18 protein-coding genes and 2 pseudogenes are annotated in these 25,699 nt (G+C 63.6%); 13 read left to right on the top strand and 7 right to left on the bottom strand.

The features are described from left to right. Positions 1 to 272 precede the first annotated feature (272 nt). From wecB to ACZBJS_RS13325, 4 genes are read left to right on the top strand one after another with little or no spacing between them, the layout of a single operon-like run. Positions 273 to 1,490, top strand: a complete 1,218-nt coding sequence (gene wecB / locus ACZBJS_RS13340) for a non-hydrolyzing UDP-N-acetylglucosamine 2-epimerase (protein ID WP_082653799.1) — start codon at positions 273 to 275, stop codon at positions 1,488 to 1,490. A 12-nt stretch (positions 1,491 to 1,502) separates the two neighbouring features. Next, positions 1,503 to 3,710: a GumC family protein gene (locus tag ACZBJS_RS13335; protein WP_316393918.1), complete on the top strand. Its 2,208-nt coding sequence runs from the start codon at positions 1,503 to 1,505 to the stop codon at positions 3,708 to 3,710. Between the two features lie 4 nt (positions 3,711 to 3,714). Then, on the top strand, positions 3,715 to 4,704 hold the full coding sequence (locus ACZBJS_RS13330) for a glycosyltransferase family 2 protein (protein ID WP_463438787.1): 990 nt from the start codon (positions 3,715 to 3,717) through the stop codon (positions 4,702 to 4,704). A gap of 4 nt (positions 4,705 to 4,708) precedes the next feature. Next, positions 4,709 to 5,689 carry a WecB/TagA/CpsF family glycosyltransferase gene (locus ACZBJS_RS13325; protein ID WP_057017407.1) on the top strand — a complete coding sequence of 327 codons (981 nt, stop codon included), beginning with the start codon at positions 4,709 to 4,711 and terminating at the stop codon, positions 5,687 to 5,689. 756 nt (positions 5,690 to 6,445) lie between these two features. On the opposite strand, the gene ACZBJS_RS13320 is transcribed toward ACZBJS_RS13325, so the two are convergent. Next, positions 6,446 to 7,960, bottom strand: coding sequence for a winged helix-turn-helix domain-containing tetratricopeptide repeat protein (locus ACZBJS_RS13320; protein WP_456828468.1), 1,515 nt, complete (start codon positions 7,958 to 7,960; stop codon positions 6,446 to 6,448). A gap of 283 nt (positions 7,961 to 8,243) precedes the next feature. Between ACZBJS_RS13320 and ACZBJS_RS13315 the strand changes: the two genes are divergently transcribed. Beyond that, positions 8,244 to 9,836 (top strand): gamma-glutamyltransferase family protein, encoded by a 1,593-nt coding sequence (locus tag ACZBJS_RS13315; protein WP_316393924.1) that lies wholly within the window; start codon positions 8,244 to 8,246, stop codon positions 9,834 to 9,836. 54 nt (positions 9,837 to 9,890) lie between these two features. On the opposite strand, the gene ACZBJS_RS13310 is transcribed toward ACZBJS_RS13315, so the two are convergent. The 3 genes from ACZBJS_RS13310 to ACZBJS_RS13300 form a co-directional block, all read right to left on the bottom strand. Next, positions 9,891 to 10,667 carry a TetR/AcrR family transcriptional regulator gene (locus ACZBJS_RS13310; protein ID WP_233475250.1) on the bottom strand — a complete coding sequence of 259 codons (777 nt, stop codon included), beginning with the start codon at positions 10,665 to 10,667 and terminating at the stop codon, positions 9,891 to 9,893. A gap of 126 nt (positions 10,668 to 10,793) precedes the next feature. After that, positions 10,794 to 11,999 carry an amidohydrolase family protein gene (locus ACZBJS_RS13305; protein WP_168855334.1) on the bottom strand — a complete coding sequence of 402 codons (1,206 nt, stop codon included), beginning with the start codon at positions 11,997 to 11,999 and terminating at the stop codon, positions 10,794 to 10,796. Positions 12,000 to 12,054: 55 nt separating this feature from the next. Beyond that, positions 12,055 to 13,182: a polysaccharide deacetylase family protein gene (locus ACZBJS_RS13300; protein WP_168855413.1), complete on the bottom strand. Its 1,128-nt coding sequence runs from the start codon at positions 13,180 to 13,182 to the stop codon at positions 12,055 to 12,057. A 19-nt stretch (positions 13,183 to 13,201) separates the two neighbouring features. On the opposite strand from ACZBJS_RS13300, the gene ACZBJS_RS13295 reads away from it, so the two are divergent. From ACZBJS_RS13295 to ACZBJS_RS13260, 8 genes are all read left to right on the top strand, one after another. Next, positions 13,202 to 14,410, top strand: a complete 1,209-nt coding sequence (locus tag ACZBJS_RS13295) for an ABC transporter substrate-binding protein (RefSeq protein ID WP_371852122.1) — start codon at positions 13,202 to 13,204, stop codon at positions 14,408 to 14,410. A 40-nt stretch (positions 14,411 to 14,450) separates the two neighbouring features. Further along, a complete protein-coding gene (locus ACZBJS_RS13290) occupies positions 14,451 to 15,326 on the top strand; it encodes a branched-chain amino acid ABC transporter permease (RefSeq protein WP_168855335.1) in 876 nt (291 codons plus the stop codon). Then, positions 15,323 to 17,857 (top strand): branched-chain amino acid ABC transporter ATP-binding protein/permease, encoded by a 2,535-nt coding sequence (locus ACZBJS_RS13285; RefSeq protein WP_316393928.1) that lies wholly within the window; start codon positions 15,323 to 15,325, stop codon positions 17,855 to 17,857. The genes ACZBJS_RS13290 and ACZBJS_RS13285 overlap by 4 nt, the downstream gene beginning before the upstream one ends. A 31-nt stretch (positions 17,858 to 17,888) precedes the next feature. Beyond that, a complete protein-coding gene (locus tag ACZBJS_RS13280) occupies positions 17,889 to 18,890 on the top strand; it encodes an oxamate carbamoyltransferase subunit AllH family protein (RefSeq protein ID WP_168855337.1) in 1,002 nt (333 codons plus the stop codon). A 101-nt stretch (positions 18,891 to 18,991) separates the two neighbouring features. Next, a complete protein-coding gene (locus ACZBJS_RS13275) occupies positions 18,992 to 19,183 on the top strand; it encodes a hypothetical protein (RefSeq protein WP_168855260.1) in 192 nt (63 codons plus the stop codon). Between the two features lie 10 nt (positions 19,184 to 19,193). Continuing rightward, entirely contained in the window at positions 19,194 to 20,444 is a 1,251-nt protein-coding gene (locus tag ACZBJS_RS13270; protein WP_316393931.1) for a YlbE family protein, read from the top strand. Further along, positions 20,441 to 21,982, top strand: a complete 1,542-nt coding sequence (fdrA, locus tag ACZBJS_RS13265; RefSeq protein ID WP_316393933.1) for an acyl-CoA synthetase FdrA — start codon at positions 20,441 to 20,443, stop codon at positions 21,980 to 21,982. Before ACZBJS_RS13270 ends, fdrA begins: the two co-directional genes overlap by 4 nt. Further along, positions 21,966 to 22,925 (top strand): carbamate kinase, encoded by a 960-nt coding sequence (locus ACZBJS_RS13260; RefSeq protein ID WP_316393935.1) that lies wholly within the window; start codon positions 21,966 to 21,968, stop codon positions 22,923 to 22,925. Before fdrA ends, ACZBJS_RS13260 begins: the two co-directional genes overlap by 17 nt. A 121-nt stretch (positions 22,926 to 23,046) precedes the next feature. On the opposite strand, the gene ACZBJS_RS13255 is transcribed toward ACZBJS_RS13260, so the two are convergent. The 3 genes and pseudogenes from ACZBJS_RS13255 to ACZBJS_RS13245 all read right to left on the bottom strand — a co-directional run bounded on the left by ACZBJS_RS13255 (position 23,047) and on the right by ACZBJS_RS13245 (position 25,698). Further along, a complete protein-coding gene (locus ACZBJS_RS13255; RefSeq protein ID WP_316393936.1) occupies positions 23,047 to 23,976 on the bottom strand; it encodes a sugar-binding protein in 930 nt (309 codons plus the stop codon). A gap of 99 nt (positions 23,977 to 24,075) precedes the next feature. Continuing rightward, a pseudogene (locus tag ACZBJS_RS13250) lies at positions 24,076 to 24,933 on the bottom strand (ABC transporter permease); the annotation flags it as partial. After that, positions 24,933 to 25,698, bottom strand: a pseudogene (locus ACZBJS_RS13245) (ATP-binding cassette domain-containing protein). The pseudogenes ACZBJS_RS13250 and ACZBJS_RS13245, both read right to left, overlap by 1 nt. Between the last annotated feature and the right edge of the window lies 1 nt (position 25,699).

Genomic DNA, 25,699 nt, shown 5'->3' with positions numbered 1-25,699 from the left:
GCTGGCAGTAGCGAAGAACGTCAGCGGACAATGACTGAGTGCGCGTTAACCCGAAAAGGTTAAATCTGGAACCGCCTGACAACAGCCGGCTTCGATGATGCGCAACGCGCTCTGCGGCAACTCCGAGAATTAGCTATAAATTTCATTTAACATGTGCCGAGCCAACGTTGGCGATGAACGCGTCGGGAAAATCCGGTAGCGTGCCGCATCATTTCGAAACGACAAAAATATTCAACACGGCAAATCATTGAACACAGGCGGCGTCGGGGTTCATGCGTATTCTTAGCGTATTTGGTACTCGTCCAGAGGCGATCAAAATGGCACCGCTTGTGCTTGCGCTGGGCGAAGCAGAAGGAATTGATACGCGCGTCTGCGTGACGGGCCAGCATCGTCAGATGCTCGATGATGTGATGTCGGCCTTCTCGTTGAAGGCTGACTACGACCTGAACATCATGCGACCGAACCAGTCGTTGAGCGAAGTGTTCAGCGCGGTCATGACCGGAATCGATCCGATCATCGCCGACTACAATCCGGACTACGTTCTTGTACAGGGCGACACCGCAACCAGTACGGCGGCTGCACTTGCCGCGTTCTTCCGGTCGGTCAGTGTCGGGCATGTCGAAGCGGGATTGCGAACCGGCAATCTCATGAGTCCGTGGCCGGAGGAGGCCAATCGGCGGGTCACTGCCGTCGTTACGACGAGGCATTATGCACCGACGTCGCGGGCGCGTTCTGCCCTGCTGAAGGAGGGGTATCCGCCAGACGCCGTCATTGTCACCGGCAATACCGTGATCGACGGACTGCTTCGTATGGCTTCAAATATCTCTCAACCGGGCGAGCTTCGTCGGTCGCTTGAAGCGAAATACTCATGGCTCGATACCTCGAAGCGGCTCATCCTCGTGACTGGACATCGGCGCGAGAGCTTTGGATCCGGGTTCCGGCAAATCTGCGAGGCATTGAAGACGATCAGTCGGCGGGACGATATTCAGATCGTCTATCCCGTCCATTTGAATCCGAACGTGCGCGGGCCGGTGTTCGACCATCTGCGCGATGCGTCGAATATCTTCCTGATCGAACCCCTTAACTATCCCGAGTTCGTCTACCTCATGACGCGTTCGTATCTCATCCTCACGGATTCCGGTGGAATTCAGGAGGAGGCGCCGGCGCTTCGGAAGCCCGTGCTTGTCATGCGAGATACCAGCGAGCGCATGGAGGCCGTTGACGCCGGCGTCGCTCGCCTGGTCACCACCGATCCGGTTCGCATTGTTGCAGGCGTCGAGCGCCTGCTCGATGTGCCAGCGGAGCACGAAGCCATGTCTCTCGGTGCCAATCCGTTCGGTGAGGGGCGCGCCAGCAAACTGATCGTGCATGATCTTCTGAATGTCCGTCGGCCGAAACATCCAGCTGATGGCATAGCGAGCGTCAATCTTTTGTCGAATGCCGAGATGCATACGAAACCGCCGTCGCCGGTTCCCCAACCGGCCCACTGATCAAACGAAGCCATGGACACCAGAACCAATCAATTGGTTATTCAGGAATACGGCCAGCCACTTGCGGAAGACTATGGTCCGCCTGCGGCGGGCCGTCCCGCTTTCGGCTTATGGGACATTGTCGACGTTCTGCGCCGCGAATGGCGGTTGCCCGTTATCGGGCTGTTGATTGGGCTGGCGGTTGCCGTGGCTTCCGTTGTGGTCATGAAGGCGCCCTACAAGAGCAGTGCACGCATCCTCATCGATCGAAGTCTCAATCGTTATCTGCAGACGAACAAGATCGTAGATCAGCCGACGATGGATGAAGTGGAGGTCGGCAGTCAGCTCTACGTACTGTCATCAGACAGGGTCCTGCTTCCGGTTATTCGCTCGCTGGGTCTGGCCAGTGATGGCGAGTTTGCCGGGCGATCTGCACTTGGCAGCGCCACAGACGGGAACTCCAGCACGGCGGAAGCCACTGCAGCCGCTGAACGAGCGGCGCTCGAATCTCTGCTGAAGCGGGTGACTGTTGCACGTGAGGATGTCGCGAACGTTATCAACGTAACGGTCGAGTCGCAGAGCGCGGAGAAGGCCGCGAAGATCGCCAACGGAATCGTGGATAGCTATCTCGAGTCCCTGCAGGACGCAAAGCTGAAATCAACGCAGAAGGTGAGTAAGTGGCTGCAGGAGCGGCTGATCGAACTGAAGAAGCAGGTGGCCGATGCTGACAAGGCGCTGCAGGACTTCAAGACGGCTAACAATCTCAGCAGCACTGGCGCTCAGGATACCGAGCTCCTGGCAAGTCTGAATACCCAGCTGATGAATGCCAAGTTCGCGGCAGTTGAAGCAAAGGAGCGTCTCGACCGGATCAAGCGGACAGAGGCAAACGGGATTCCGTCGGCCGTGTCGACGGACGCGCTATTCAACGACAAGCGAGCGGCGGTCATCAACTTCGCACTCAACAACAGCGAACTTGCACGTCTCCGCACGCAAAAGCGCGATCTTGCGTCTCGGCTTGCGGAGATGGAAGCTCGCGTCGGTCGCAAGCACGCGGCTGTCGTCAAGCTTCGTGCGCAGCTCAACGGCGTTGACGCCGCCATTCGGTCCGACGAGGGGCGCATTACCGATTCCTACGCCAGCGAATACGAAGTCGCTAGGGCACGACAGACTGAACTCGAAGACACCGCCGCGAAGCTTTCCGCGGAAACCGGAAGCCAGCTGCGCGAACTCGAGAGCGCTGCCGAGGCGCTGCGCAATCTCTATAGCGGATTCCTGCAAAAGCATAAGGAGATCGAGGCGGCGCAGGCGGAGACGCTTCCGGCCCAAAGTGCGCAGATCATCACGAGAGCGGTTCCGCCGCTGACAAAGAGTTCCAAGAAAACCCTCGTCGTGGCGGCAGGCAGCATTGTTCTCGGTCTGTTTCTCGGCATAGGCTCTGCCTTCGGACGTGAATGGATGGCGGATGTGTTCCGTACGCCCAAGGCCGTCGAACAGGTGACCGAGATGCGGTGCATCGGACTGCCCTTCGTCTATGCTGGTCAATTGCCAATCGAGGAGCATGTCCTTGCTGCCCCCTTCTCGCGCTTCGCGGAAGGTTTTCGCAATGTGAAGGCGATGCTCGACCTTTCGTCCGCCTTGACCGGGGGCAAAGTCATCGGCGTCGTGTCGGCGGTTTCGAAAGAGGGAAAGACTGTCGTTGCCGCCAATCTTGCCGCGCTCATATTGTCGTCCTCTGGATCGCGCACGCTGTTGATCGATGCCGACCTTCATCTCCGGAATCTCACGACTGCACTGTCCCCGGATGCGAAGGTCGGGCTTTTCGAAGCGCTGGAAGATCCCTCCCGTCTTGGCGAGTTTGTTTGCAAGCGACCGCATTCGGGGCTGGATGTCCTGCCGAATGCCTGCGCGCTTCGGATTCCCAACGCTGCTGAACTCCTGGGCTCGCGGGAAATGGAAAACCTGCTCGCCGTCGCACGGAAGTCCTATGACTACATTGTGGTGGAGGTGGCGCCGATCATGTCGGTCGTCGATGCAAGGCTGATCGAGCGCTTCATCGATGAGTTCGTCTTCGTTGTGGAATGCGGTCAGACCAAGCGCACGAGCGTGCTCGAAGCGTTGTCGGTAACGCAGCTCATCCGTGAGCGCGTGTCGACCATTGTGCTCAACCAGATCGATCCCGTCGAGCTTAGAACCATCGAGGCAAGAAATGGCGTCAGGTCCGAAGGATATTACCGGGAGTAGACCTGTGGACGAGCTTGACAGGCGCGCTTCAGGTGTTCCGCACAGCGCCACGCCGCGCAGGTATGTGCTGATTTCGCCCTGCCGCGATGAGGGAGCCTATCTCTGCCGTACGCTGGACAGCGTGGCTGAACAGTCGGTGCCGCCTGCGCTGTGGATCGTCGTTGACGACGGATCCACCGACGAGACGCCACGGATTCTGGAAGAGTATGCGGCGCGGTTGCCTTATCTGCGCGTCGTGCGCCGCCATGACCGAGGCCATCGGCGGGTAGGGCCCGGCGTGATTGAGGCGTTTTATGATGGTCTCGATCAAGTGTCGCTCGGCGACTTCGGCTATTTGTGCAAGCTTGATATGGATCTCGACCTGCCGCCTCGCTACTTCGAGCTGCTGATGCAGCGAATGGAGGATAATCCACGTATCGGGACGACCTCAGGCAAACCTTGGTTCGTTCATCCCCAAACCAGTGATCTCGTGCCCGAGGTCTGCGGCGACGAAATGTCGGTTGGGATGACGAAATTCTATCGGGTTGAGTGCTTCGAGCAGATCGGAGGATTCGTGCGACAAGTCATGTGGGATGGCATCGATTGCCACCGCGCCAGAATGCTGGGCTGGATCGCGGAGAGCGTCGATTCAGAGCCAATCCGGTTCGTCCACCTTCGTCCGCAAGGGGCCAGCCAGAAGAGCATCTGGGCAGGCAGAATTCGTGCTGGCTTCGGTCAGTATTTCATGGGCACTTCGCCGTTTTACTATCTGGCGGTGGCGGCTTCCCGTCTTCGCGCGCACCCAATGTTCATCGGAAGCATCGCGATGCTTTGGGGTTACTTCAGCAGCTGGGCAAAGGGGTTGCCGCGCTATAATGACCTCGAGTTCAGACGTTTTCTTCGTACGTATCAGCACGCGTGCCTGAGACTGGGTAAACGAGCTGCCACGGCTCGCCTGGACGCCGAGCAAGTGGCTCGGTGGCAAGCCAGCCGGCAATCGCCGCAGGGGAGTTGAGCAGATGAAGCAACACGCGAGCCTATTGGGCGTCGAATTTGATGCGGTTACGCTCGATCAGGCGGCGCAGCGCTGTGTCGATATCTGTCTCCGCTCGAACAGTTCTCACGTCGTGATGACGATCAATGCGTCGCATCTCTGCATGATGCGGCGAGACGTGGAGTTGGCGCACGCATGTTCCGCGGCCGATATGACGGTGGCGGACGGTATGCCGGTGGTTTGGGCAATACGAGCGTCAGGTCAACACATGCCGGAACGCGTGGCCGGCATCGATCTGATGGAAGGACTTTTAAGGGGGGCCGCGTCCAACGGACTTTGTGTCTATTTTCTAGGGGCGCACCAGCAAGTCGTCGAAAAGCTCGTGCGGGTCTGCGAGGCGCGCTTTCCGCAGCTGAAGATCGCTGGTTTTCGGAACGGCTACTTCGGTCCGGACGAGCACGAAATTATCGTCGATGAGATACGAGCCAGCGGCGCCCACATTCTCTTTATCGGCTTGCCGTCCCCGTTCAAGGAGGTATGGAGTGAACGCTATCGGGATCGGCTGCAAGTTCCCGTCATTCTGGGGGTCGGCGGCAGCTTCGACGTCTTGGCCGGCTTTATCAGGCGCGCTCCTCGGCTATTCCAATCGCTCGGTCTCGAGTGGTTCTGGCGCCTGATGATGGAGCCGCGCAAGTTATGGCGGCGATATCTTTCCACCAACAGCGAGTTCATCTGGCTGGCGCTCCGCGAAGTGGTGGCGCGCAGGGCTTACGCCGTCCGTCCGGGAAGAGCGATCGCCGGATCGGCAAGCGTGGTGCGGAGAGACGACCGAAAAGTGGGTACGGAACGCAGGGTAGCTGATCGGCGAATTCTTGTCCGGCGAAGGAGCAACGTGCGGGATTCGCAGGTTCCGATACCCGATCGCCGGCGCGGCATAGAGCGACGTATCTCAGAGCGTCGGGCACGGACGGCTAATGCTCTCAAGGGTATCGAGGTGAGCGCCTGATGTATCGGCTGACCGACCAGGATCACTGATCCAAGCAGGCGGCTAAGCGATTCGCTTCATGGCGCAAGCGCGGGAAGCATCAAAGTGATTAAACCGCCAAGCAGTACCGATTCCTTCGGGTACGATAACGCAGACCAACCCATAGTCGTTAAGCTAAAGCCTGATGTGTACGTATTTGGGTATGAGTTCTGCCACGTTCTGCAAACGCTGATCAAACACGGCTGCGTGCCCGCCGAGCTCATCTATGAGGACGGAGGGGCGCTCATCCTTATTTTTGATCCCAATGAGAAGAAAGCGGAACTATGGTCAGGATGGTGGAGGTGCGACAAACCCGACATTTACTCCATCATTGAACCAGAGCATCGCGGGCTCGTGAATCAAATATTCGAAACCTCAGACGCCTTCATGGAGTTTTCCAATGCTCGATCTCCTCAGATTGAGCTGATCCCAGGCCAGATCCAAAAGATTCAAAGATCGGGGGCTGCGGTTTTCCGCGGAGACGCTCCCCTTCGTCCTCGACCTCTATGAAGAGCTGCTTCCGCACAGCGCGCATTGGAGGCGTTTTTCTGAGTGTTGGGAATGGCGGCAACGCTCCCCCGCTACCACGGGCTATGAATCTCGCCACGCCAAGCGTCGATCCTCCACCATTGCACAATCCAGACCGCCTCGGCGCTCAGGAATTTGAGGTTGAAGCAAGCCGAGGCGGAGCACCGCTGTCGGTCATTTCGAACAGCCTGTTGTGACCCTCGTTACGGCTCAGCCGGATAAGCCGGCTTTGCGCAAGCCGTCGAGGAAGTGCTCGCGTTCGGCAGAAATTCTGTACCTTTCTGCCCGTGCTCGAACGAGATCGAGGGTGTTCGCTGGCGGCGTTGCGCCGTTCGCGCTCATTTCTCGACAACGTTCCGTGACGAACGCTTCGGCTTCGGATCGCGCTTCGCTGAGCCGACCCATCTGCGCATAACAGGCGGCAAGCAGACTGTGCGACCAGCGGTCGGGGGATCGCGCCTCCATCAGCGTCTTGACTGCTTCATCGTACTGGCGCCCGGAATAGAGCGCGAGCGCGTGGTACCAGTGGTACAGATTGGGCGGGAAGGGATTCAGTCGTTTGGCCGCACCGATCCATGTGAGGGCCTCTCGCCACCGTCCCCAGTAGACCAGAATGTTCGCGAAAACGGCGGCGACGTCGGCGTCGTTTGGATTGAGCGCGAGAGCCCGGCTGAAATGGATTTCGGCCTTGGCGTCCTCGCGACGCAGGAACAGCAATTGCGCGAAGACGCCATGGGCCCAGGCGTCGCCGCCGTCGATGTCGAGCGCGGTCTCGATCTCGCTCAGCGCGTCGTCGAGCTTCGCCATGCCGGGCGATTCGAGAAACACGTCGCAGACGATAGTCCAGGCAATGTTGACGTGAGCGCGGGCATATTGCGGATCGAGCGCGACGGCGTCCCGGAAAAACTGCCTGGCTTCCGCCATGCCCTTCACCGTCAATTGACGCCACCGCTCGTTGCCCAGCAGAACCAGGTCATAGGCGGTGATGCTCGGGGTCGGCTTGCGTCTGGCGATCTCGCGGCCGGCGTCCTCGAGCCGGCCCGGAAGGGCTGCGACGATTGCGCGGACGATCTCGTCCTGCAGGGCGAAGATGTCCTCGAGTTCGCGGTCGTAGCGCTCGGTCCAGAGATTGTAACCGCTGGCGCCATCGAGAAGCTGGACGGTCACCCGCATCCGGCTGCCGATCTTGCGCACGCTTCCTTCGGCCACGTACCTGACGCCGAGTTCGCGGCCGACTCGCTTGATCTCGGGCGTCTTGCCCTTGTAGGCGAAGCTGGAGTGGCGGGCGACAACGAACAGCGAGCGGAAGCGCGACAGTTCGGCGATGATGTCTGCCGTGATTCCGTCGGAAAAATATTCCTGCGCGGCATCGCCGCTGAGATTCGAGAACGGTAGCACCGCAAGCGACGGCCCATCCGGCACCGTCGGTGCCGGCGAGGTGGGCAGGCCGGCGCCGGATTCGGCAGCGACCAGTGGCCCGACGTAACGGTAGCCGCGGCGCGGCAGGGTCTCGATCCAGGTCGCGCCGCCCTCTACGTCGGCAAATACCCGCCGCAGAGCGGCGATCTGCACAGTCAGGTTGCTCTCCTCGATCGCAAGCCCCGGCCACGCCGCCTGCATCAATGCGTCCTTGGAAACCGGCGTTCCGGCCTGCTCGACAAGCAGGCGAAGCAGCGTCACCGCGCGCCGCCCGAGCGCGACCGGTTCGGACTCTCGAAACAACATCACGGCTTCCGCGTCGAGGCGGTAGGGGCCGAATTCGTGGATCGTCGCCATGGTTCGGGAGACTACATTTTTTGCATCTTTTTCGGAACAGATTCAGGGCCTCCGGGAATTCGGCGCCCCGCTGCCGCTGACGCGCAGCTTTGCGCGGCCGATTTCCGCTTCGCCTTGATCCACCTCGCGCGGCACCTCCGCCAGCCGTTCGCGCCGCCGCGGCGAGGCGACGGCTGCTTGACAATGTAAGTAAGAATATTATTACAATCTGCTGCTTTCGGAGAACGCTTTGATGCTGCAGACCAAGCGAAGCTATAGCGGAATGGTGACCGCGCCGCATCACCTTGCGGCGCAGGCCGGGCTCGCCGTCCTCTCCGAAGGCGGCAATGCGGTCGAGGCGATGATTGCGTCCGCCGCCACGATCGCGGTGGTCTATCCCCATATGAACGGCCTCGGCGGCGACAGCTTCTGGCTGGTCGGCCGGGCGGGCTCCGCACCGGTCGGAATCCAGGCGTGCGGACGGTCGGCGAAGGGCGCCAGCCGCGCCTGGTATCGCGAGCATGGCTGCAGCACCATCCCAAGCCGCGGACCGCTCGCGGCACTCACCGCCGCCGGGACCGTCGATGGCTGGCAGAAGGCCTATGAGCTCAGCCGCGATCGCCATGGGGGGCGCATGCCGCTGTCGCGGCTGCTCGAACCCGCGATCGGCTACGCCGCCGATGGCGTCGCCGTGACCCAGACCCTGCACGACAACACCTCGAAGAAGCGCGCTGAGCTGCAGGATGTGCCGGGCTTTGCCGATGTCTATCTGCCGCAGGGCGTTCCGCTTGCAGTCGGCGCGCGGTTGCGGCAGCCGCGCGTGGCAGACACGTTGCGGCAGCTGGCGCAAGCCGGCCTTTCCGATTTCTATCGCGGCGACCTGGCGCGTTCGATGGCCGCTGATCTCGAACGGCTCGGCAGCCCGCTCCGCCTATTCGATCTGGAGCAGCATCAAGCCGCGCTGGTGACACCGCTGTCGGTCGATGTGGCCGGGCACAAGGTGTTCAACATGCCGCCGCCGACGCAGGGCCTGGCCTCGCTGTTGATTCTTGCGCTCTATGCCCGGCGCATGGCGAAGGAGGCGGACGGGGTCGATCATCTGCACCGGCTGGTCGAGAGCACGAAGGCGTCGTTCCGCATCCGCAATCGCTACGTGACCGATCCCGACTACATGGCGCGGTCGGTGGCCGAGTTTCTCACCGACGAGTCCATTGCGGCGCTCGAAAAGACGGTCGCCGTCGATCATGCAGCGCGCTGGCCTGACCCGCCGGCCCAGGGCGATACGGTCTGGCTCGCTGCGACCGACCGGAACGGCCTTAGCGTCAGCTTCATTCAGAGCATCTATTGGGAGTTCGGCTCGGGCGTCATCCTGCCCCAAAGCGGGGTCACCTGGCAGAACCGTGGGACGAGCTTCGGTCTCGCCGAGACCGATATCAACCGCCTGGAACCTGGGCGGCTGCCGTTCCACACCATTCAGCCCGCAATGGCTGAACTCAGCGACGGCCGGCTGTTGTCCTACGGCACGATGGGCGGCGAAGGGCAGCCGCAAACCCAGGCGGCGATCTTCACCCGCTACGCGTTGCACGGTCAGGACCTTCAGTCGACAGTGACCGCGCCGCGCTGGCTGCTCGGTCGCACATGGGGCGAGGAGAACAACAATCTCAAGATCGAATCGCGTTTCGATCCTGCCGTCGTCGACGCGCTGCGGGCGCTCGGCCACGACATCCAGGTGGTCGGTGCGTTCGAGGAATTCATGGGCCACGCCGGCGCAATCGTCTGGCACCCGGATGGACTGCTCGAGGGCGCCAGCGATCCTCGCAGCGACGGCGTCGTCGCTGCCCGGTGAAGCGAGCACCCTTAGCGCTCACCCGCAGACTGTTCGGAATTTGCCGCGCGCGAGCTAGCGTGCGGCGCCGGCCGGTGTTCTGGCTGCGGACGGTTTCCGTTTTCCCTCGCTTGCGGCCGCCGTCGCCGTCAACCAGGTCATGATCACGTCCAGCGCGTGGTGGCGACGTTTCTCCAGCCAGTCCGGCTCTCCCAGATCCTTGTCGAACATCGCCGACAGCGTGTAGCGGTTGGAGACATGAAAATAGCTCATGGCCGTGATCGTGACGTAGAGCTGAACCGGATCGACGTCGCTGCGGAACGGCCCGACCGCAAGGCCCCGGCGAAGGATATTTTCGATGCTCGCGACCAAGGGTAGCGTGAGGTCGGCGATCTTGCGCGATTTGCGCAGGTTACGCCCACGCTGCAGGTTCTCATTGTTGATCAGGGCGATATAGTTCTGGTGCGCTCCGAAAAAGGTGAACGTGAAGTTGATCAGCTCGCGCATGGCCGCGACCGGATCGAGGTCGTCGAGCTTGAGTTGCTGTTCGGCCGCGCGGATCTCGGTGTAGACGTGCTCGAGCACGGCGAGATAAAGGCCGTTCTTGTCGCCGAAATAGGCGTACAGCAACCGCATGTTGGCTTTGGCGCGTTTCGCGATGGCTTCAACCCGAGCTCCGCCAATGCCGTTGCGGCAGAATTCGAACGTCGCCGCGTGCAGGATCGCTTCCTTGGTCAACGCGGAATCGCGTGCCCGTCTGCCGCGTGTGGCGCTGCGGGCCGGGCTGGTCGATGCTGTCGTTTCAGTCACGGGACAAGCTTTTCTCAGGTTGTACGAGCCCAGCGCGGACAATATGCCCCCGCCCATCATGTTCAACGGGATGCGGGGCCCTGCCGTGCAGGCTCGCGGGATTGAGATCGCTATTGCGGTGGCTCGTCAAGGGGTAACCTTCCCGATGTTCCGGTCTCCACATCCACATCAACGCGCCGACGTCACGACCGTGCCGCCATGCGCGACGAGGCGCCCATTCTTGTAGACGTCGCGCGGCCTGGGCCGGGCCACCACGGCCTCTTGCACGTGCTGCGCGTCGATCACGACGAAGTCCGCCGCCGCGCCCTCGGCCACCCCATAGTCCGGGAGGCCGAGTGCCTGCGCGGCGTTGGTGGTCACCATGTCGAAGGCCGCCGCCAGGTCGGCATCGGTGCTGAAGCCGGAGCGGTAGCCGACGATCATGGCGCGCTCCAGGAGGTCGCCGTCGCCGTAGGGCCACCAGGAATCGCGGATGTTGTCATTGCCGGCGAATATATTGACGCCGGCATCGCGCAGCAGCAACACCGGCGGAAACGCATGCGCTCCGGGCGCGTTGGTCAAAATCGCGACCCCGGCCTCGGCGAGCAGCTGCGCGGTGCGCTGAACCACGTCTCGCGGCACCTCGCCGAGAGCATAGGCATGGCTGATCGTGACCTTGCCGCCGAGCCCGAGGGCCTTGGTCCGACGTGCAATGTTCTCGATCTCGAAAATACCGAGCAAGCCGCCGTCATGCAGGTGAATGTCGATGCCGACCCCGCGCCGATCGGCAATGCCGAAGATGACGTCGAGATGCCCGTCGATGTCGCCATCGTAACCCGCCGGATCGAGGCCGCCGACCAGGTCCGCGCCGGCGCGAACCGCCTCGTCGAGCAATCCGGCCACGCCCGGCGACGTCACGATGCCGCTTTGCGGAAAGGCGACGATCTGGACCGACACCTTGTCGCGGTGCGCGTCACGCGCCGCCATGACCTGCTCGAGATTGCGCAACCCGACCTGAAGGTCGATATCGACGTGGCTGCGCATCCAGGTCGTGCCGTGCGCGACGCAGAGGTCGATCAGCGCGGCCGCCCGCACCGCAATCGGCCTCGCGCCGGCAAGCGCCTCCTTCTCGAACTTGACGCGCTCGCGCACGCTGAAACCGGCGGTGCAGGGGCGGTGGGACTTCCAATCGTCGCCGACGAAGCCCTTGTCGAGGTGGATATGACCATCGACCAGCCCCGGCAACACCAGGCGTCCGGCTAGATCAAGGGTTTCGCCGGCCGCGACCGGCGATTGCGACGCGATCGAGGTGATGCGGCCATCGCGCACGGCGATATCGACGGTGCGCCCATCGACCAATCGGGCGTTTCGAAACAGCGTGTCGGCAGTGCTCACTGGTCGTCTCCGGTTCGTCGCAATGGCGAGGCGATCGGGGCCCGATTCGTTTTCATCATGTTGGGACGATGCCATCGGGCAGCGCGCGCGAGAATGCGGCTATACCTCCGGCGGTGGTGATCCAGATCTCGTCACGCCGCGCCAGGATTGTCTGCAGGGCGCGCCGCAGCGGACGTAGGCGGTGCGGCTGGCCGACCAGATAGGGGTGCAACGCAATTCCCATGACGAGCGATTGCCTTTTCGACTGTGCCAGCATCTCCTCGAACGTCTCGGTGATCATGGCGGCGAACTGCTCGCCGGAGTCCTTGCGACCGACGATCGAAGGGATATCGTTCAACTCCTGCGGATAAGGCACTGAAAGGATGCGGCCGCCGTTCCGCGTCGAGAACCACACCGGCTGATCGTCCATGCACCAGTCGAGCAGGTACTCGTAGCCTGCTTCGGCCAGCAGATCGGGCGTGACCTGTGATTGCGAAATCCAGGGCCCCAGCCAGCCGCGCGGCGGCCGCCCTTCGGCTCGCGCGATGACATCGGTCGCTTCCGCGATCAATTGCCGCTCCTCGTCGGGCGCAAGCACACCCTGGCGCTCGGAATTGGTGCGGCCGTGACCGACAATTTCGTCGCCGCGGGCGCGAAATGCCTCCATGACTTCAGGGCAGTAGTGATAGATGCTGCTGTTTGCGAGCACCGACAGCGGCAGCTTCAGCTCGTCGAACAGCTCGATCAGGCGCCACACGCCGACACGGTTGCCATAGTCGCGCCAGGCATAGTTGAGGACGTCCGGATGCGGACCGCCGGGGCAGAGCTCGGCACCGAGCCCGTCGCCGAATGCGAAATGCTCGAGGTTGAGACCGACGTAGACGGCAAGCCGCCGCCCTTGCGGCCAATTGAAATCCGGGCGTTGCCCGATCGCGCTGTAGCGATAGCGTCCGTGAGCGGCGAGGACCGGTCCGACAGAATCCGAGCGCAGCACGGCTTCCCTGCGCGACAGGCGGTCGCCATCTTCCGCGATCGAGATCAACACGTCGCCGGCCTCGACATTCCTTGGGTCCATCGGAATTTTCCCCGCGCGGTTGATCGCTCGCTTGACATCGGAATATTTTTGAAGAAAGTTTTTACTTCCGTCAAGTCCGCGCATAAGCGGCAGCGGAGGAACTGGCGGCTTCGATGCCGAGGCCGCCATCAGCGGAGGAACACCGAACATGAACTTCAGGAGCATAGTTTCGTCCGGACCTGCGCGTCGTTGGCCGGCTTGGCACGCCGCTGCGACGATCCTGCTGGCCGCGTTGCCGTTCGCGTTCGGCGCGCGCGCGGCCGAACCGATCAAGATCGGCCTGGTGACCGCCCTGTCGGGACAGTCGGCGCGCGCCGGCGAGGCGCTCACCCGCGGAGCGACGATCGCCATCGAGGAAATCAATGCGAAGGGCGGCGTGCTCGGACGTCCGCTCGAGCTCGTCCGCCGCGACGACGAGAGCAATCCGGCCAAAGGGCTGATCGCGGCGCGCGAGTTGATTCAGCGCGAGAAGGTCGCGGTCCTGGTCGGCGGCCTCGACACGCCGGTCGAGCTCGCCATCGTGCCGTTCGTCAACAACGTCAAGGTGCCGTTCGTGGTGCCATGGGCCGCCGGGACCAACATCACGCGGAACGGCGCCCCGTCCAACTACGTGTTCCGCGTCTCGGCCATGGACGATGAGGTCGATAAGGCGATCGTCCAGTTCTCGCGCAAGACGTACAATGCGAAGAAGCCCGGGCTCATCCTGGTCAACAATCCCTGGGGCGAGTCGAACGAGCATGGCCTGAAGGCGGCATTGAAGGCCGCAGGAATCGAGCCTGCCGGCGTCGAGAAGTTTGAAGGCAACGACGTCGATGTCGTTTCCCAGCTGTCGCGGCTGAAGCAGGCGGGCGCCGATACGCTCTACCTGGTCGGCAACGTCGGACCGTCCTCCCAGGTGGTGAAATCGCTCGACCGTATGGGCTGGGCGCCGCCGATCGTCTCGCATTGGGGGCCGGCCGGCGGCCGCTTCACCGAGCTCGCCGGGCCGAGCGCGGAGAACGTGATCTTCGTCCAGACCTACAGCTTCTTCGGGAACTTGTCGCCGGTCGGCAAGCGGGTGATGTCGGCCCTTCAGGCGAAGTATTCGGACATCAAGGGGCCTGCGGACGTGACGCCGGCGGTTGGCGTGGCCAACGCCTACGACTCCATCCTGGTCATTGCGCGAGCGATCGAAAAGGCCGGTGGCACCGAACCGACCGCCGTCCGTGACGGCTTCTACGCCATCGATCGCGTGGATGGCTTGATCAAGACCTACGAGAAGCCGTTCGCGCAGGACAAGCACGATGCGCTGACGGCGGGCGACTACATCTGGGCGCGGTTCGAGGACAACCACATCATGCCGTTCGCACGGAACTGACCGCGCGAGATCGTCCGACAAACAAGCAGGGTGGTCATCGATGTCATTTCTTCCCGCGGTGATAACAGGACTGGCGCTTGGGAGCATGTACGGGCTGCTTGCGCTTGGCTTCCACGTTACCTACGCCGTCTCCGGCACGGTCAATTTCTCCCAGGGCAGCTCGATGACCCTGGGAGCCGTTGCCGGCTACTTCTTCCTCGTGCTGTGGGGCTGGCCGGCGGCGGCCGGCATTCCCTCCGTTCTGCTCGTCTGCGCGGTCTATGGCCTGCTGATTGAGCGCTTTGCGGTTCGGCCATTCGTGCAGCGCGGCTCCGACAACTGGCTGATGGCGACTGTTGCGGTCGGCATCATCGTCGACAATGTGATGATGTTCGTCTTCGGCAAGGAGCCGCGCAGCTTTCCGTCCGTCCTGGCGGCCAAGCCGATCCAGATCGTCGAGGGCGCGGGGGTCTATCCGTTGCAACTCCTGATTCCCGTGGTCGGATTGCTGCTGGCGCTGGCACTTCATCTGCTCAGTCGCAGGACGCGTCACGGCGTCGCCATGCTCGCGGTGGTCCAGAACCCGAACGCCGCGCGGCTGATGGGCATCAACGTCAGCGGCGCCATCGCGGCAAGCTACGCGGTCTCGGCGATGCTGGCCGGGGTTGCGGCGCTGCTGATCGCGCCCCTGTTCAACGTGTCCTCGGAAATGGGCACGCTGTTCGGCATCAAGGCCTTCGCGGCGGCGATCATCGGCGGTCTCGGCAGCGCCTGGGGCGTGATGCTGGCCGGGCTCTGCCTCGGCCTGATCGAGGTGTTCGCGACCAACTATCTGGGGTCGGTCTACACCCAGATCATCACATTCGCCTCGGTGATCGCGATTCTTGTCGTCCTCCCCCACGGGCTGCTCGGCCGAGCCGGAGTGAAAAAGGTATGACCTCTCGCGTCTCCGTTCTCGCCGCCGTCGCGGCACTCGCGGCCGCCATCCTCTATGCCGCCGTTGCCGACAGCTACGGCGTATTCCTGGTCGCGACCATCGCGCTGACGGCGATCGCTTGTATCGGCCTCAACGTGCTGCTCGGTCTCGCCGGGCAGATCTCGCTCGGCCACATCGGCTTCATGGCGATCGGGGCCTATACGACCGTGCTCCTGATGGAGAAGGCAGGGTGGCCCTATCTTGCGGCGACGGCTGCAGCGATTGCTCTTGTCAGCGTCGTCGGTGGTCTGCTCGCGATGCCGGCCTTGCGTGTGCGAGGTCCATATCTCGCGATGGTGACAATCGCCTTCGGCTTCATCGTCGAGCACGGCACGATCGAGTGGCGCGACCTCACGGGCGGCGGCAACGGCCTGATCCTGACCGCGCCGCCGGAGGTGTTCGGCTTTCCGCTGTCGGAGCGGCATTTGGCGATCGTGGGCGTCGTGCTGGTGTTCGCCGGCCTCATCCTGTTCGAGCGCCTGAAGCGGAGCGGCTGGGGCTACGCCATGCGTGCCGCCCGCGACACCGAGGTTGCGACGCGCTCGATCGGCATTGATCTCGTGCGGGTCCGCACCGTGGCGTTCATCATCTCGGCGGCAGCGATGGCGTTGGCGGGGGCGCTATTTGCGCCCCTCCAGGGCTATATCAGTCCAAGTTCGTTCCCCTTTCTGCAATCGATCCTGCTGCTGTTCGGCGTCATGGTCGGCGGCGCCGGCTCGGCGCTGGGGCCGGTGATCGGGGCGGCGCTCGTCGTGCTGCTGCCGGAAATGCTGTCCGATCTCGCGGAGTATCGTCTGCTTGCCTTTGGCGTGTTGCTCTTCGCCGTGCTGCGGGTCGTGCCCTCGGGCATCATGGGGCTGATCGAGCAATTCGCTGCAAGGTTCCTGCCGGCGGGATCGAAGGCCGATACGGGCGCGGGGGCCGTCGAGCCGGTCGCCGACCTCAGCATCGGAACCAGCAGCGCGTCGCGTCTTGACGTCGCAAACCTCTCGATCTCGTTCGGCGGTGTCCGCGCCGTGCAGGACGTCTCGTTTACCGCCGAACCCGGCACGGTAATCAGCGTCATCGGCCCAAATGGTGCGGGGAAAACCAGCGCGCTGAATCTGCTTTGCGGCTTCTACCGCCCGAAATCCGGCACTGTGAAGCTTGGCGACCGCGACGTCACCGGCTTGCCGTCGCACCAGCTTGCGCGTGTCGGAGTGGCGCGAACGTTCCAGACGACGCAGCTCTTCGGCTCGCTCTCGATCATCGAGAATGTCCTGCTGGCGGCGACGGCCGGCAAGCTCGGTAACATCGTGTCGGCGCTGCACAATGACGCGCAGGAGCGCCTTGCACGGTCGCTGTTGCGCTTTGCGGGTGTCGACGGCGATTTGAGCAGACGCGCGGACGCGCTGCCCCATGGTGAGAAGCGACTGGTCGAGATCGCGAGGGCGCTCGCCTTGCGTCCGAAGGTCCTGTTGCTCGACGAGCCGGCCGCGGGTCTTTCGAAGGGCGACAAGCAGCGGCTGACGGTTCTGCTCCGTCGCATCGCGGAGACCGGGATCGCGGTCATCATCGTCGAGCACGACATGCCGATGATCATGTCGCTAAGCGACCTCATCGTCGTTCTCGATGGCGGCAAGCGCATCGCGATCGGCGATGCGGCGGCGATCCGCAACGATCCGCTGGTCCGCAAGGCCTATCTCGGCGATGCGCCGTCGGGTGAGCGGCGCCGCGCGACGCGCCCGGCAAAACAAGGCACGGCGCTCGAAGTCCGCACGCTCGATGCCTTCTATGGCCTGTCGCGGGCGCTCGGTGGGATCGACCTTGCCGTCGCGCCCGGCGAGGCCATCGCCGTACTCGGCGCCAATGGAGCGGGCAAAACCACCCTGATGCGCTCGATTGCCGGTCTCGAACCACCGCGGTCGGTCGGCGAGATCCGGCTGTCCGGCGCCCGCGTCGACAAGATGCCGGCGCATATCCGCGCCAGGGCCGGCATCGTGCTGGTACCCGAAGGACGGCAGGTGTTTCCCGAGCTGACGGTGCGGCAGAACTTGCAGCTCGGCGCTTTCGCACGCAAGGGTCTCGAACTCGACGCGGAGATCGACGCGATGTTTGCCCGCTTTCCGCGCCTGAAGGAGCGTATCAACCATCGCGCGGGCCTTTTGTCGGGCGGCGAGCAGCAGATGCTCGCAGTCGCGCGTGGGCTCCTGACCGCGCCCAAGGTCTTCATGCTTGACGAGCCGTCGCTTGGACTGGCGCCGCTTGTCGTCGACGAGTTGTTCGCCTCGTTCGAGCAGCTTCGCGTCGAGGGGATGACCCTGATCGTGGTCGACCAGATGGCCGGGCAAGCCCTTGCGCTTGCCGACAGGGCCTATCTGCTTGAGACCGGCACCATCCTGAAGAGCGGTGCGGCCGAAATCATCGCGGAGGATCCCTCGCTTGAAGCCGCCTATCTCGGCGGAGAGGCCCACGGGAGTAGCGTGCCGCGAACCGCCGTGCTCACGTCCTGACGCCATGGTTGCGCAGCGGGAGATCGGTGTGATGCGGCTAGGCAATACGTTTCGCGACCTGCCCGGCGCGCCCGTGTCTGAACGATTCGACGGCGGTGCCGTAATCGAGGTCGGCGTGCTTGCGCGCCGCGCGCTGCGCAGCGGACGGCGCGGCCGTATTGCGGCGGTGTTCGAGCGCAGCCTTTATGCGGTGCTCGACGATTGCTGGATCTGCATCGGTGTCAAAGACCTCGGCTCCGGCCCGCTGCATCTTCGGTGCACCGGGATCGAGCCGCGGCTGCTCGTTCCAGGACAAGAGGTTGCGATCGTCGACACGATGCTGCTCGTCGACGGTATGCGGTTTGCCGGTTTCGAGACGGCCTCCGTATGGGCGCCGCCGCCGTCGCCGGAATGGACGCTCGACAGTTTGCGGGTAGGGCTTGCGATGGTCGATCAGGTCTGGCGTCGCTTGCCGGTCGAGCAGGGGCTGGCCGCCTCGGGTGGCGCGGAGCCGCCCACAAGGCCGTCGCGGGTGCTCGCTGCCGCGGCGCCGGCGCTCGCCGCGCTCAAGCAATTGATCGAGGCCGGGCTTCGCGGAGAGCGATGCGTACCGCGTGACTACCCGGAGATCGTCGAATTGATCGGACTTGGTCCCGGGCTCACGCCATCCGGCGACGACTTGATCGGCGGCGCGCTGGTCGCGCTCGCCAGCCTCGGCCGTCTCGCGACGCGCGACGCGCTGTGGAAGACCTGTCGCGCGCATCTCGGCCGGACCAATCAGATCAGTGCCGCCCACCTGCACAGTGCCGTGCTTGGCTTCGCGGCGGCGGCGCTCCATGAAGCCATCGACGCGACGATTGGCGGACGGGTCGATCGTATCAAGTCCGCGGTCGCGGCGCTGTCGCGGATCGGGCAAAGCTCTGGACTGGATGCGTTTGCAGGTGCGCTGATGGTGTTGCGCGCGATCGAGTGCCGGCTGCTCAACGACAGCGCGCTGCATCATGCCGGCCTCACCGGCAACGGCCCGCCGACGCGATCAATCGCACGGGCCTAAACGATCATGCGACACAACGGGAATTCGGACGACAGGTTGCATGTTTGACAAAGTAAAAACCTTCTTACTAAGATCGATGATCGGATCTCGGGAGGCCGCAAGTGGTGACCAAGCAGGAAGGGACGCCGAGCGGGCGTTTGTTGATGAGCAAGCCGAGCGTGGTGAACGTCGGGCTGGCAGGCTTTGTGAAGGACTTGCGGGACTGCGATGTCGAGGTCGTACAGGTCGACTGGACGCCTCCTGCCGACGGCGATCCCAAAATGGCGGCACTGCTCGCCAAGCTCGGTACGTGAGAGCGCGGCCATGAAGCTGATCGAAGACGCCAACAAGCAGGCGCTGGCCCGCATCCTCGAGGGTGAGCCCAGGCTGATCGATATCGTTCCGGCACGCGACGTGCTGGAAGGGTTGAAGGAACGCATGATCCTTCATGCCGGGCCGCCGATCACCTGGGACCGAATGTGCGGTCCGATGCGTGGCGCGGTGGCAGGCGCCATCGTGTTCGAAGGCTGGGCTCCGGATCTTGAAGCCGCCTTCGAACTCGCGGCCGGCGGCGGCGTCGCCTTCCACCCCAATCATCATTTCGGCGCGGTTGGTCCGATGACCGGCATGACCACGGTCTCCATGCCGGTGTTCGTCGTCGAGAACGTCAAATACGGCAACCGCGCCTACTGCGCCATCAACGAGGGCCTTGGCAAGGTCATGCGCTTCGGCGGCAATGACGATAGCGTGCTGGCCCGCCTCGGCTGGCTGCGTGATGTATTCGGCCCGGTGCTGGCCAGGGCGATCCGCGCGCATGGCGGGATCGACCTGAAGGCGATCATCGCGCGCGGGCTCTCGATGGGCGACGAAATGCACCAGCGCAACCTGGCTTGCTCCAGCGTGTTCCTGCGCGAGATCGGGTCGGCGTTGGCGCGCACTTCGAGCGACAACGAGGTTCTCGCAAGCTGCATTGGCTTCATCGCGCAGAACGATCAGTTCTTTCTCAACATCGCGATGGCGATGGGCAAGGCGCTGACCGATCCCGCCAGCGGGATTCGCGGTTCGACGGTGGTGACCGCGATGTGCCGCAACGGAACCGACTTCGGGGTCCGCGTCAGCGGATTGGGCGATCGCTGGTTCACGGCGCCGGTGGAAATGCCGGAAGGGCTCTATTTCCCGGGCTATTCGCGCAAGGATGCCAATCCCGACATGGGCGACTCTGCGATCGTCGAGACGGTCGGGCTTGGTGGCTTCGCGATGGCAGCAGCTCCGGCAGTTGCCGGCTTCATCGGCGCTGGCGCACCGTCGTCGGCGGGCAATTTCACGCGGGCAATGAGTGAAATCACCGTCGGGCAGAATCCGGAATGGACGATCCCCGCGCTCGACTTTGCCGGCGTGCCGACCGGCATCGACGTTCGCCTGGTGGTGGATACCGGCCTTGCACCGGTCATCAACACCGGCATCGCGCATCGCGAGCCCGGCATCGGCCAGGTCGGCGCCGGCGTGGTGCGGGCGCCGATGGCCTGCTTCCGGCAGGCCGTCCTCGCCATTGCGGAAGATCTGGGGGTGTCATGAGCGCGTTTGTCCTGAACGAAATTCGCAAGGGCTTCTATCTCGACTCGGTGGCGTTGATGCGGTTGTCGCGGGAGGTCGCGTCGGCGGCGGGCGTCGTCGAAGCCGCGCTGATGATGGGCACGCCGTCCAACCAGGCGATCCTGCGCAACGCCGGATTGCTCGACGGCGAGGTGATCGCGCAGGGCAATGATCTGATCCTAGCAATCAAAGCCGAAAGCGAAGCGGCGGCACGTGCCGCGCTTGCCGAAGCGCAAAAGGCGCTCGACCGTCCCAAGACGAGCAGCACCGGCGAAGCAGCGTGGCGGCCGCGCAGCATTGCCGCGGCCGTCAAGGCCGCACCCGCCGCCAACCTCGCCCTGATCTCCGTTCCCGGCGAGTTCGCCGCGGCGGAAGCGCGCAAGGCGCTGAACCGCGGACTTCATGTCCTGATGTTCAGCGACAATGTCTCGATTGCGGATGAATTGTCGCTGAAACAGCAGGCACGCGAAGCGGGCCTCTTGATGATGGGGCCGGACTGCGGCACGGCGGTCATCGGCGGCGCGCCGCTCGCCTTCGCCAACCGACTGAAGCGCGGCAGGATTGGGATCATCGGCGCATCCGGGACCGGGACGCAGGAGGTGTCGTGCCTGCTGTCCGAGGCGGGCGAAGGCATTTCCCACGCTATCGGCGTCGGCGGACGGGATTTGAAGAAGGAGATTGGCGGCATCACGACATTGATGGCGATCGACGCCCTCGATGCCGATCCCGAGACCGATCGCGTCGTGCTCATCTCCAAGCCGCCCCATCCGGACGTCGCCAGGGCCGTGCTTGGCCGGATCGGCCGGAGCTCGAAGCCCTACACAGTGTGCTTCATCGGCGCCGCCGCGGCGGACCTGCCGCCAAATGCACGCTTTGCGACTACATTGACGGAAGCGGCCGAAAAAGTCCTGGGCAACGGCCGGAGCATTGGCGGCAAGTTCGACGCTGCCGCCGTGGCTGCGCGTTTGCCGCCGCGACGCAAGGCGGCGCAGCGGATCGAAGGGCTGTTCGCCGGCGGCACGCTCTGCGCCGAGGCGCAGGTGATCCTTGCCGCGGGCGGTCGCAAGGTGGCATCGAATGCCGCCATTCCCGGCGTCCCGCATTTCAGCGACCCGGAAGCGCAGGGGAGGGACCGCATCGTCGACCTCGGGGCCGACGAATATACCCAGGGCCGGCCGCATCCGATGATCGATCCCTCGGTGCGCGACGATGCGTTGCGGGCGGCGCTGGCCGATCCCGCGGTCGCCGTCATCCTGCTCGATCTCGTGATCGGATACGGCGCACATGACAATCCGGCAGCGCATCTTGCGGCTGTCGCGGCGGGCCGCGCGGATGACGCGCCGGTCCTGGTTGCGTCAGTGACGGGGACCGAGCTCGATCGCCAAGTGCGTTCGGCGCAGATCAGGCTGCTCGAGGACGCCGGCATCGTGGTGGCGCCGTCGAATGCCCAGGCCTGCGACCTTGCTCTCGCTTTTTCCGTCAACGACGTCAGGATGCCGCGCTATGCGAACACTCAATGAGGTCCCGCGCCGTCTCGTGATCGCGATCGGCGGCAATGCCGTCCACCCCGAAGACATCAGCGGCACCTCGGACGAGCAGAAGGCGGTCGCCCAGCATACGGCCGAGGCGCTGCTGCCGCTCGCCGAACTCGACAACGAACTGGTGATCACCCACGGCAACGGGCCGGTGGTGGGCAAGATCATGATGCGCCAGATGCTGACGATGAGCCGGATCCCGCCGATGTCGATGGACATCTGCGTCGCGCACAGCCAAGGTGGCATCGGCTATCTTCTGATGCAGGCGATTGAGAACGTCTTGCGCGCGCATGGCAACGGCCGGCACGTCGCCAGCCTGCTGACCCAGGTCGAGGTCGACGCCAACGATCCCGCCTTCGCCAATCCGACCAAGTTCGTCGGACCGTTTTTCACCGAGCAGGAAGCCCAGCTCATCAGCGCCGAGTTGAACTGGAAAATGCGCGAGGACTCCGGGCGTGGCTGGCGCCATGTCGTGCCGTCTCCGAAACCCAAACATGTCTGCGACATTTCGCTGGTCGACGCGCTGGTCAAGCGCGGCACGATCGTCATCGCAGGCGGCGGCGGCGGTATGCCCGTGATCCGCGACGAACGGGGCGTGCGCACCGGCGTGCCGGCAGTGATCGACAAGGATCTGACCTCGGCCCATATCGCCAACGTGCTTGGCATCGAGGAACTGCTGATCCTGACCGCGGTGCCCCGCGTCGCGATCAATTTTGGCAAGCCCGACAAGAGGGAGCTGGATCAGGTCAGCCTGGCGCAGATCAAGGCCTATCATCGCGAGGGCCATTTTCCGCCGGGAAGCATGGGGCCCAAGGTCGATGCCGCCATCCGCTTTCTCGAAGGTGGTGGAAAGCGCGCGATCATCAGCCATCTTAATTGCGCAATGGGCGCGCTGACCGGCGAGACCGGGACCCACATCGTTCCCTAGCGCTCGTCAGATGCGATGGCGGCGCCATTGATGATGGCCGCCGGGATCTGCCCGGCGGCGATGTCGGTCGGCCGCGAGCACAGGTCCGGATCTATGCCGCTCCGCTCGGGCTGCTGCGCGCCTATTTCAGCATCGCCGCGACGTTGTCCTTCGTCACAACGTGGAGACCGGTGTGGATCGGCGGCACCTTCTGGCCCTTCTTGATGGCAAGCAGCGTGTCCATCGCTTTCTCGCCCATTTCGAACGGGCGCTGGCCGATCAGCGCATTGGCGTAACCCTCTTTCAAAAGCTCAAGCTGCATCTTGAGGGTGTCGGCCACGACGAGCGTGAACTTGCCGGCGTCCATGTCCTTCTTGCTCTTGCTGGCGAACGCCTTGAAGCCTTCGGGCGCGAACATCGGCCAGCCACCGACCGGGATGATGGCTGCAAGGTCGGGAACAGCGGTGCGCAGATCGGTCATCTGCTGAACGCTGAGCGCGGGATTGTCGTTGCAGAAGGTCGGCGAGCCCCCGACCTCGGTCCACTTCGAGCCCTTGAGTGCCTCACGCACGCCGTCGACCCGCTCGGCCAGGTTCTCCGCACCCGGCCCGCCGGAGATCATCGCGTATCTGCCGCCATCAGGCCGCAGCTTCAGCAATTGCTTGCCGAGCGCGAGGCCGAACTCCTTGTTGTCGGTGCCGATATAGGCAATCCGCTTCGAGCTCGGCGCGTCCGAGTCGAAGGTGATGACGGGAATGCCGGCTGCACTTGCCGCCTCGATCGACTTGGTCATCGCGGCAACGTCGGCAACCGAGATGGCCAGGCCATCCACCTTTTGAGTGACGAAATCCTGGATGATCTGCGCTTGCGTCGCCGGCTCGTGCTCGACAGGACCCTTGTAGATGCATTCGATGTTGCCGAGCTCCTTGGCGCGTTTCTGGCAGCCGTCGCGCGCGAAATCGAAGAACGGGTTGTTCATGGCCTTGGGCACGATCACGAATCTGTAGCTCTGGGCCAGGCCAGACGTTGCCATCATGGCGAGGACCGCAGCGGCAAGAAGTGCCTTTCTCATTGTTTCCTTCCACATTTCTTATCGTGCCTATCCGTTCAAATCTGCGGCTCCGGGAGGCGGATAGGCGGACATCCATGATCCTCCAGGACGAACTCTTCAGGCCATGTTTGCCGGCGCCGATCCCAGCCAGCCCGAGACGATGATGCCCTGCAGACCCGCCGCGAGCGCACAGATCACGTAGATCTCGATCTTCACCCGGACGACCGAGATGCCGGTCAGCGCGGCCGCCTTCTCGTTGCCGCCGACGGCAAAGACGTGGCGGCCGAAACCAGTGTGATGCAGCACGACCGCCATCGCCAGCGCGAGAACCACAAGATAGATGAACGGCGCCGGCATGCCGAACACAACGCCGGATGTCAGCGTGTAGAAATATTCGGCGTCGGGGCCGCCGGGAAAACTGCCGCGGCCGTTGGAGACGACGTAGCCGAGGCCGCGCACGATCGAGAGCATGCCGAGCGTCGTGACGAACGGCGACAGTCCAAGCACCGCGATGCAGAAGCCATTGACGAGGCCGACAATCAGCGCGACGCCGAGCCCCGCCAGAACCGAGACGAGCAGAATCAAGCCGGGCATATTGGCAATCACGGTCTTGCCGTCAGGGGCTAAATGCACGAACCACTCCGCGCCGGGCATGCCCGGTGTCGAGACGTGCGTCATCACCATTGAGGTGGTCATCGCTGAAAAGCACATCACGGAGCCGACCGAGAGATCGATGCCGCCCGTGATGATGACGAAGGTCATGCCGAGCGTGGCGATGGCGATGAAGGAAAAGTTCTTCGCCACATTCTGTATGTTGCCTGCGGTCAGGAAATAGGGGCTGGCGAAGTTCATCAGCACGAACAGCGCCGCCAGCGCCAGCAGGACGTTGCCGGTCTGCGAGCCAAACAGGCCGCTGCGCCACCATCTGGCCTTGCCGACATTGGTGAAGGTGAGGGGAGATTCCAGGGGCGTGGCCATCACGCAGCCTCTTTCGCTCCCGTGATGAGGGAGGTGACTTCCTCGGGGCTGGTGTCGCCGATCGCCTTGTCGGCGCGCTTCTCGCCGCGCCGTATGACGACGACGCGGTCGCAGACAGCGAACACATCGGGCATGCGGTGCGAGATCAGCATGACCGCGACGCCCTGTTCCTTCAGGCGATGGATCAGGCCGAGCACCTGCTCGACCTGGCGAACCGAAATCGCGGCAGTCGGCTCGTCCATCATCACCAGCCTGGCGTTGGAGAGCCGCGTCCGCGCGATCGCGACCGCCTGGCGCTGGCCGCCGGACATCTGCTTGACGAGATCGTGCGGGCGGGTCTCCGAGCGCAGCTCGCCGAACAGCTCCAGCGCGCGCGCTGCCATCGTCTTGTGGTCGAGCAAGGCGAATGGGACCAAGCTTGCGCTTGAGCTCGCGGCCGAGGAAGACATTGGCCGCCGCAGTGAGATTGTCGGCGAGTGCGAGGCCCTGGTAGACCACTTCTATGCCGACCGCACGGGCATCGATCGGACGGGCGAAATGAACCGCCTTGCCGTCAAAGCGGATCTCGCCGTGACTTGGCGGAAAGTTGCCGGCAATGATCTTGACGAGCGTCGACTTGCCGGCGCCGTTGTCGCCCATCAGGCCGACCACCTCGCCGGGCGACACGCGGAGGTCGACGCCATGCAACGCGCGAATGGCGCCGAACTCCTTGCCGATGCCCTTCAACTCCAGGACCGCTAGCCCGGCGTCGTGAGGGGTTACCATG

Source organism: Bradyrhizobium sp. KZN70725 (assembly GCF_055264925.1).
The sequence above is the reverse complement of the archived record's forward strand: the minus strand, read 5'-3'. Positions and strand labels throughout refer to the sequence as shown.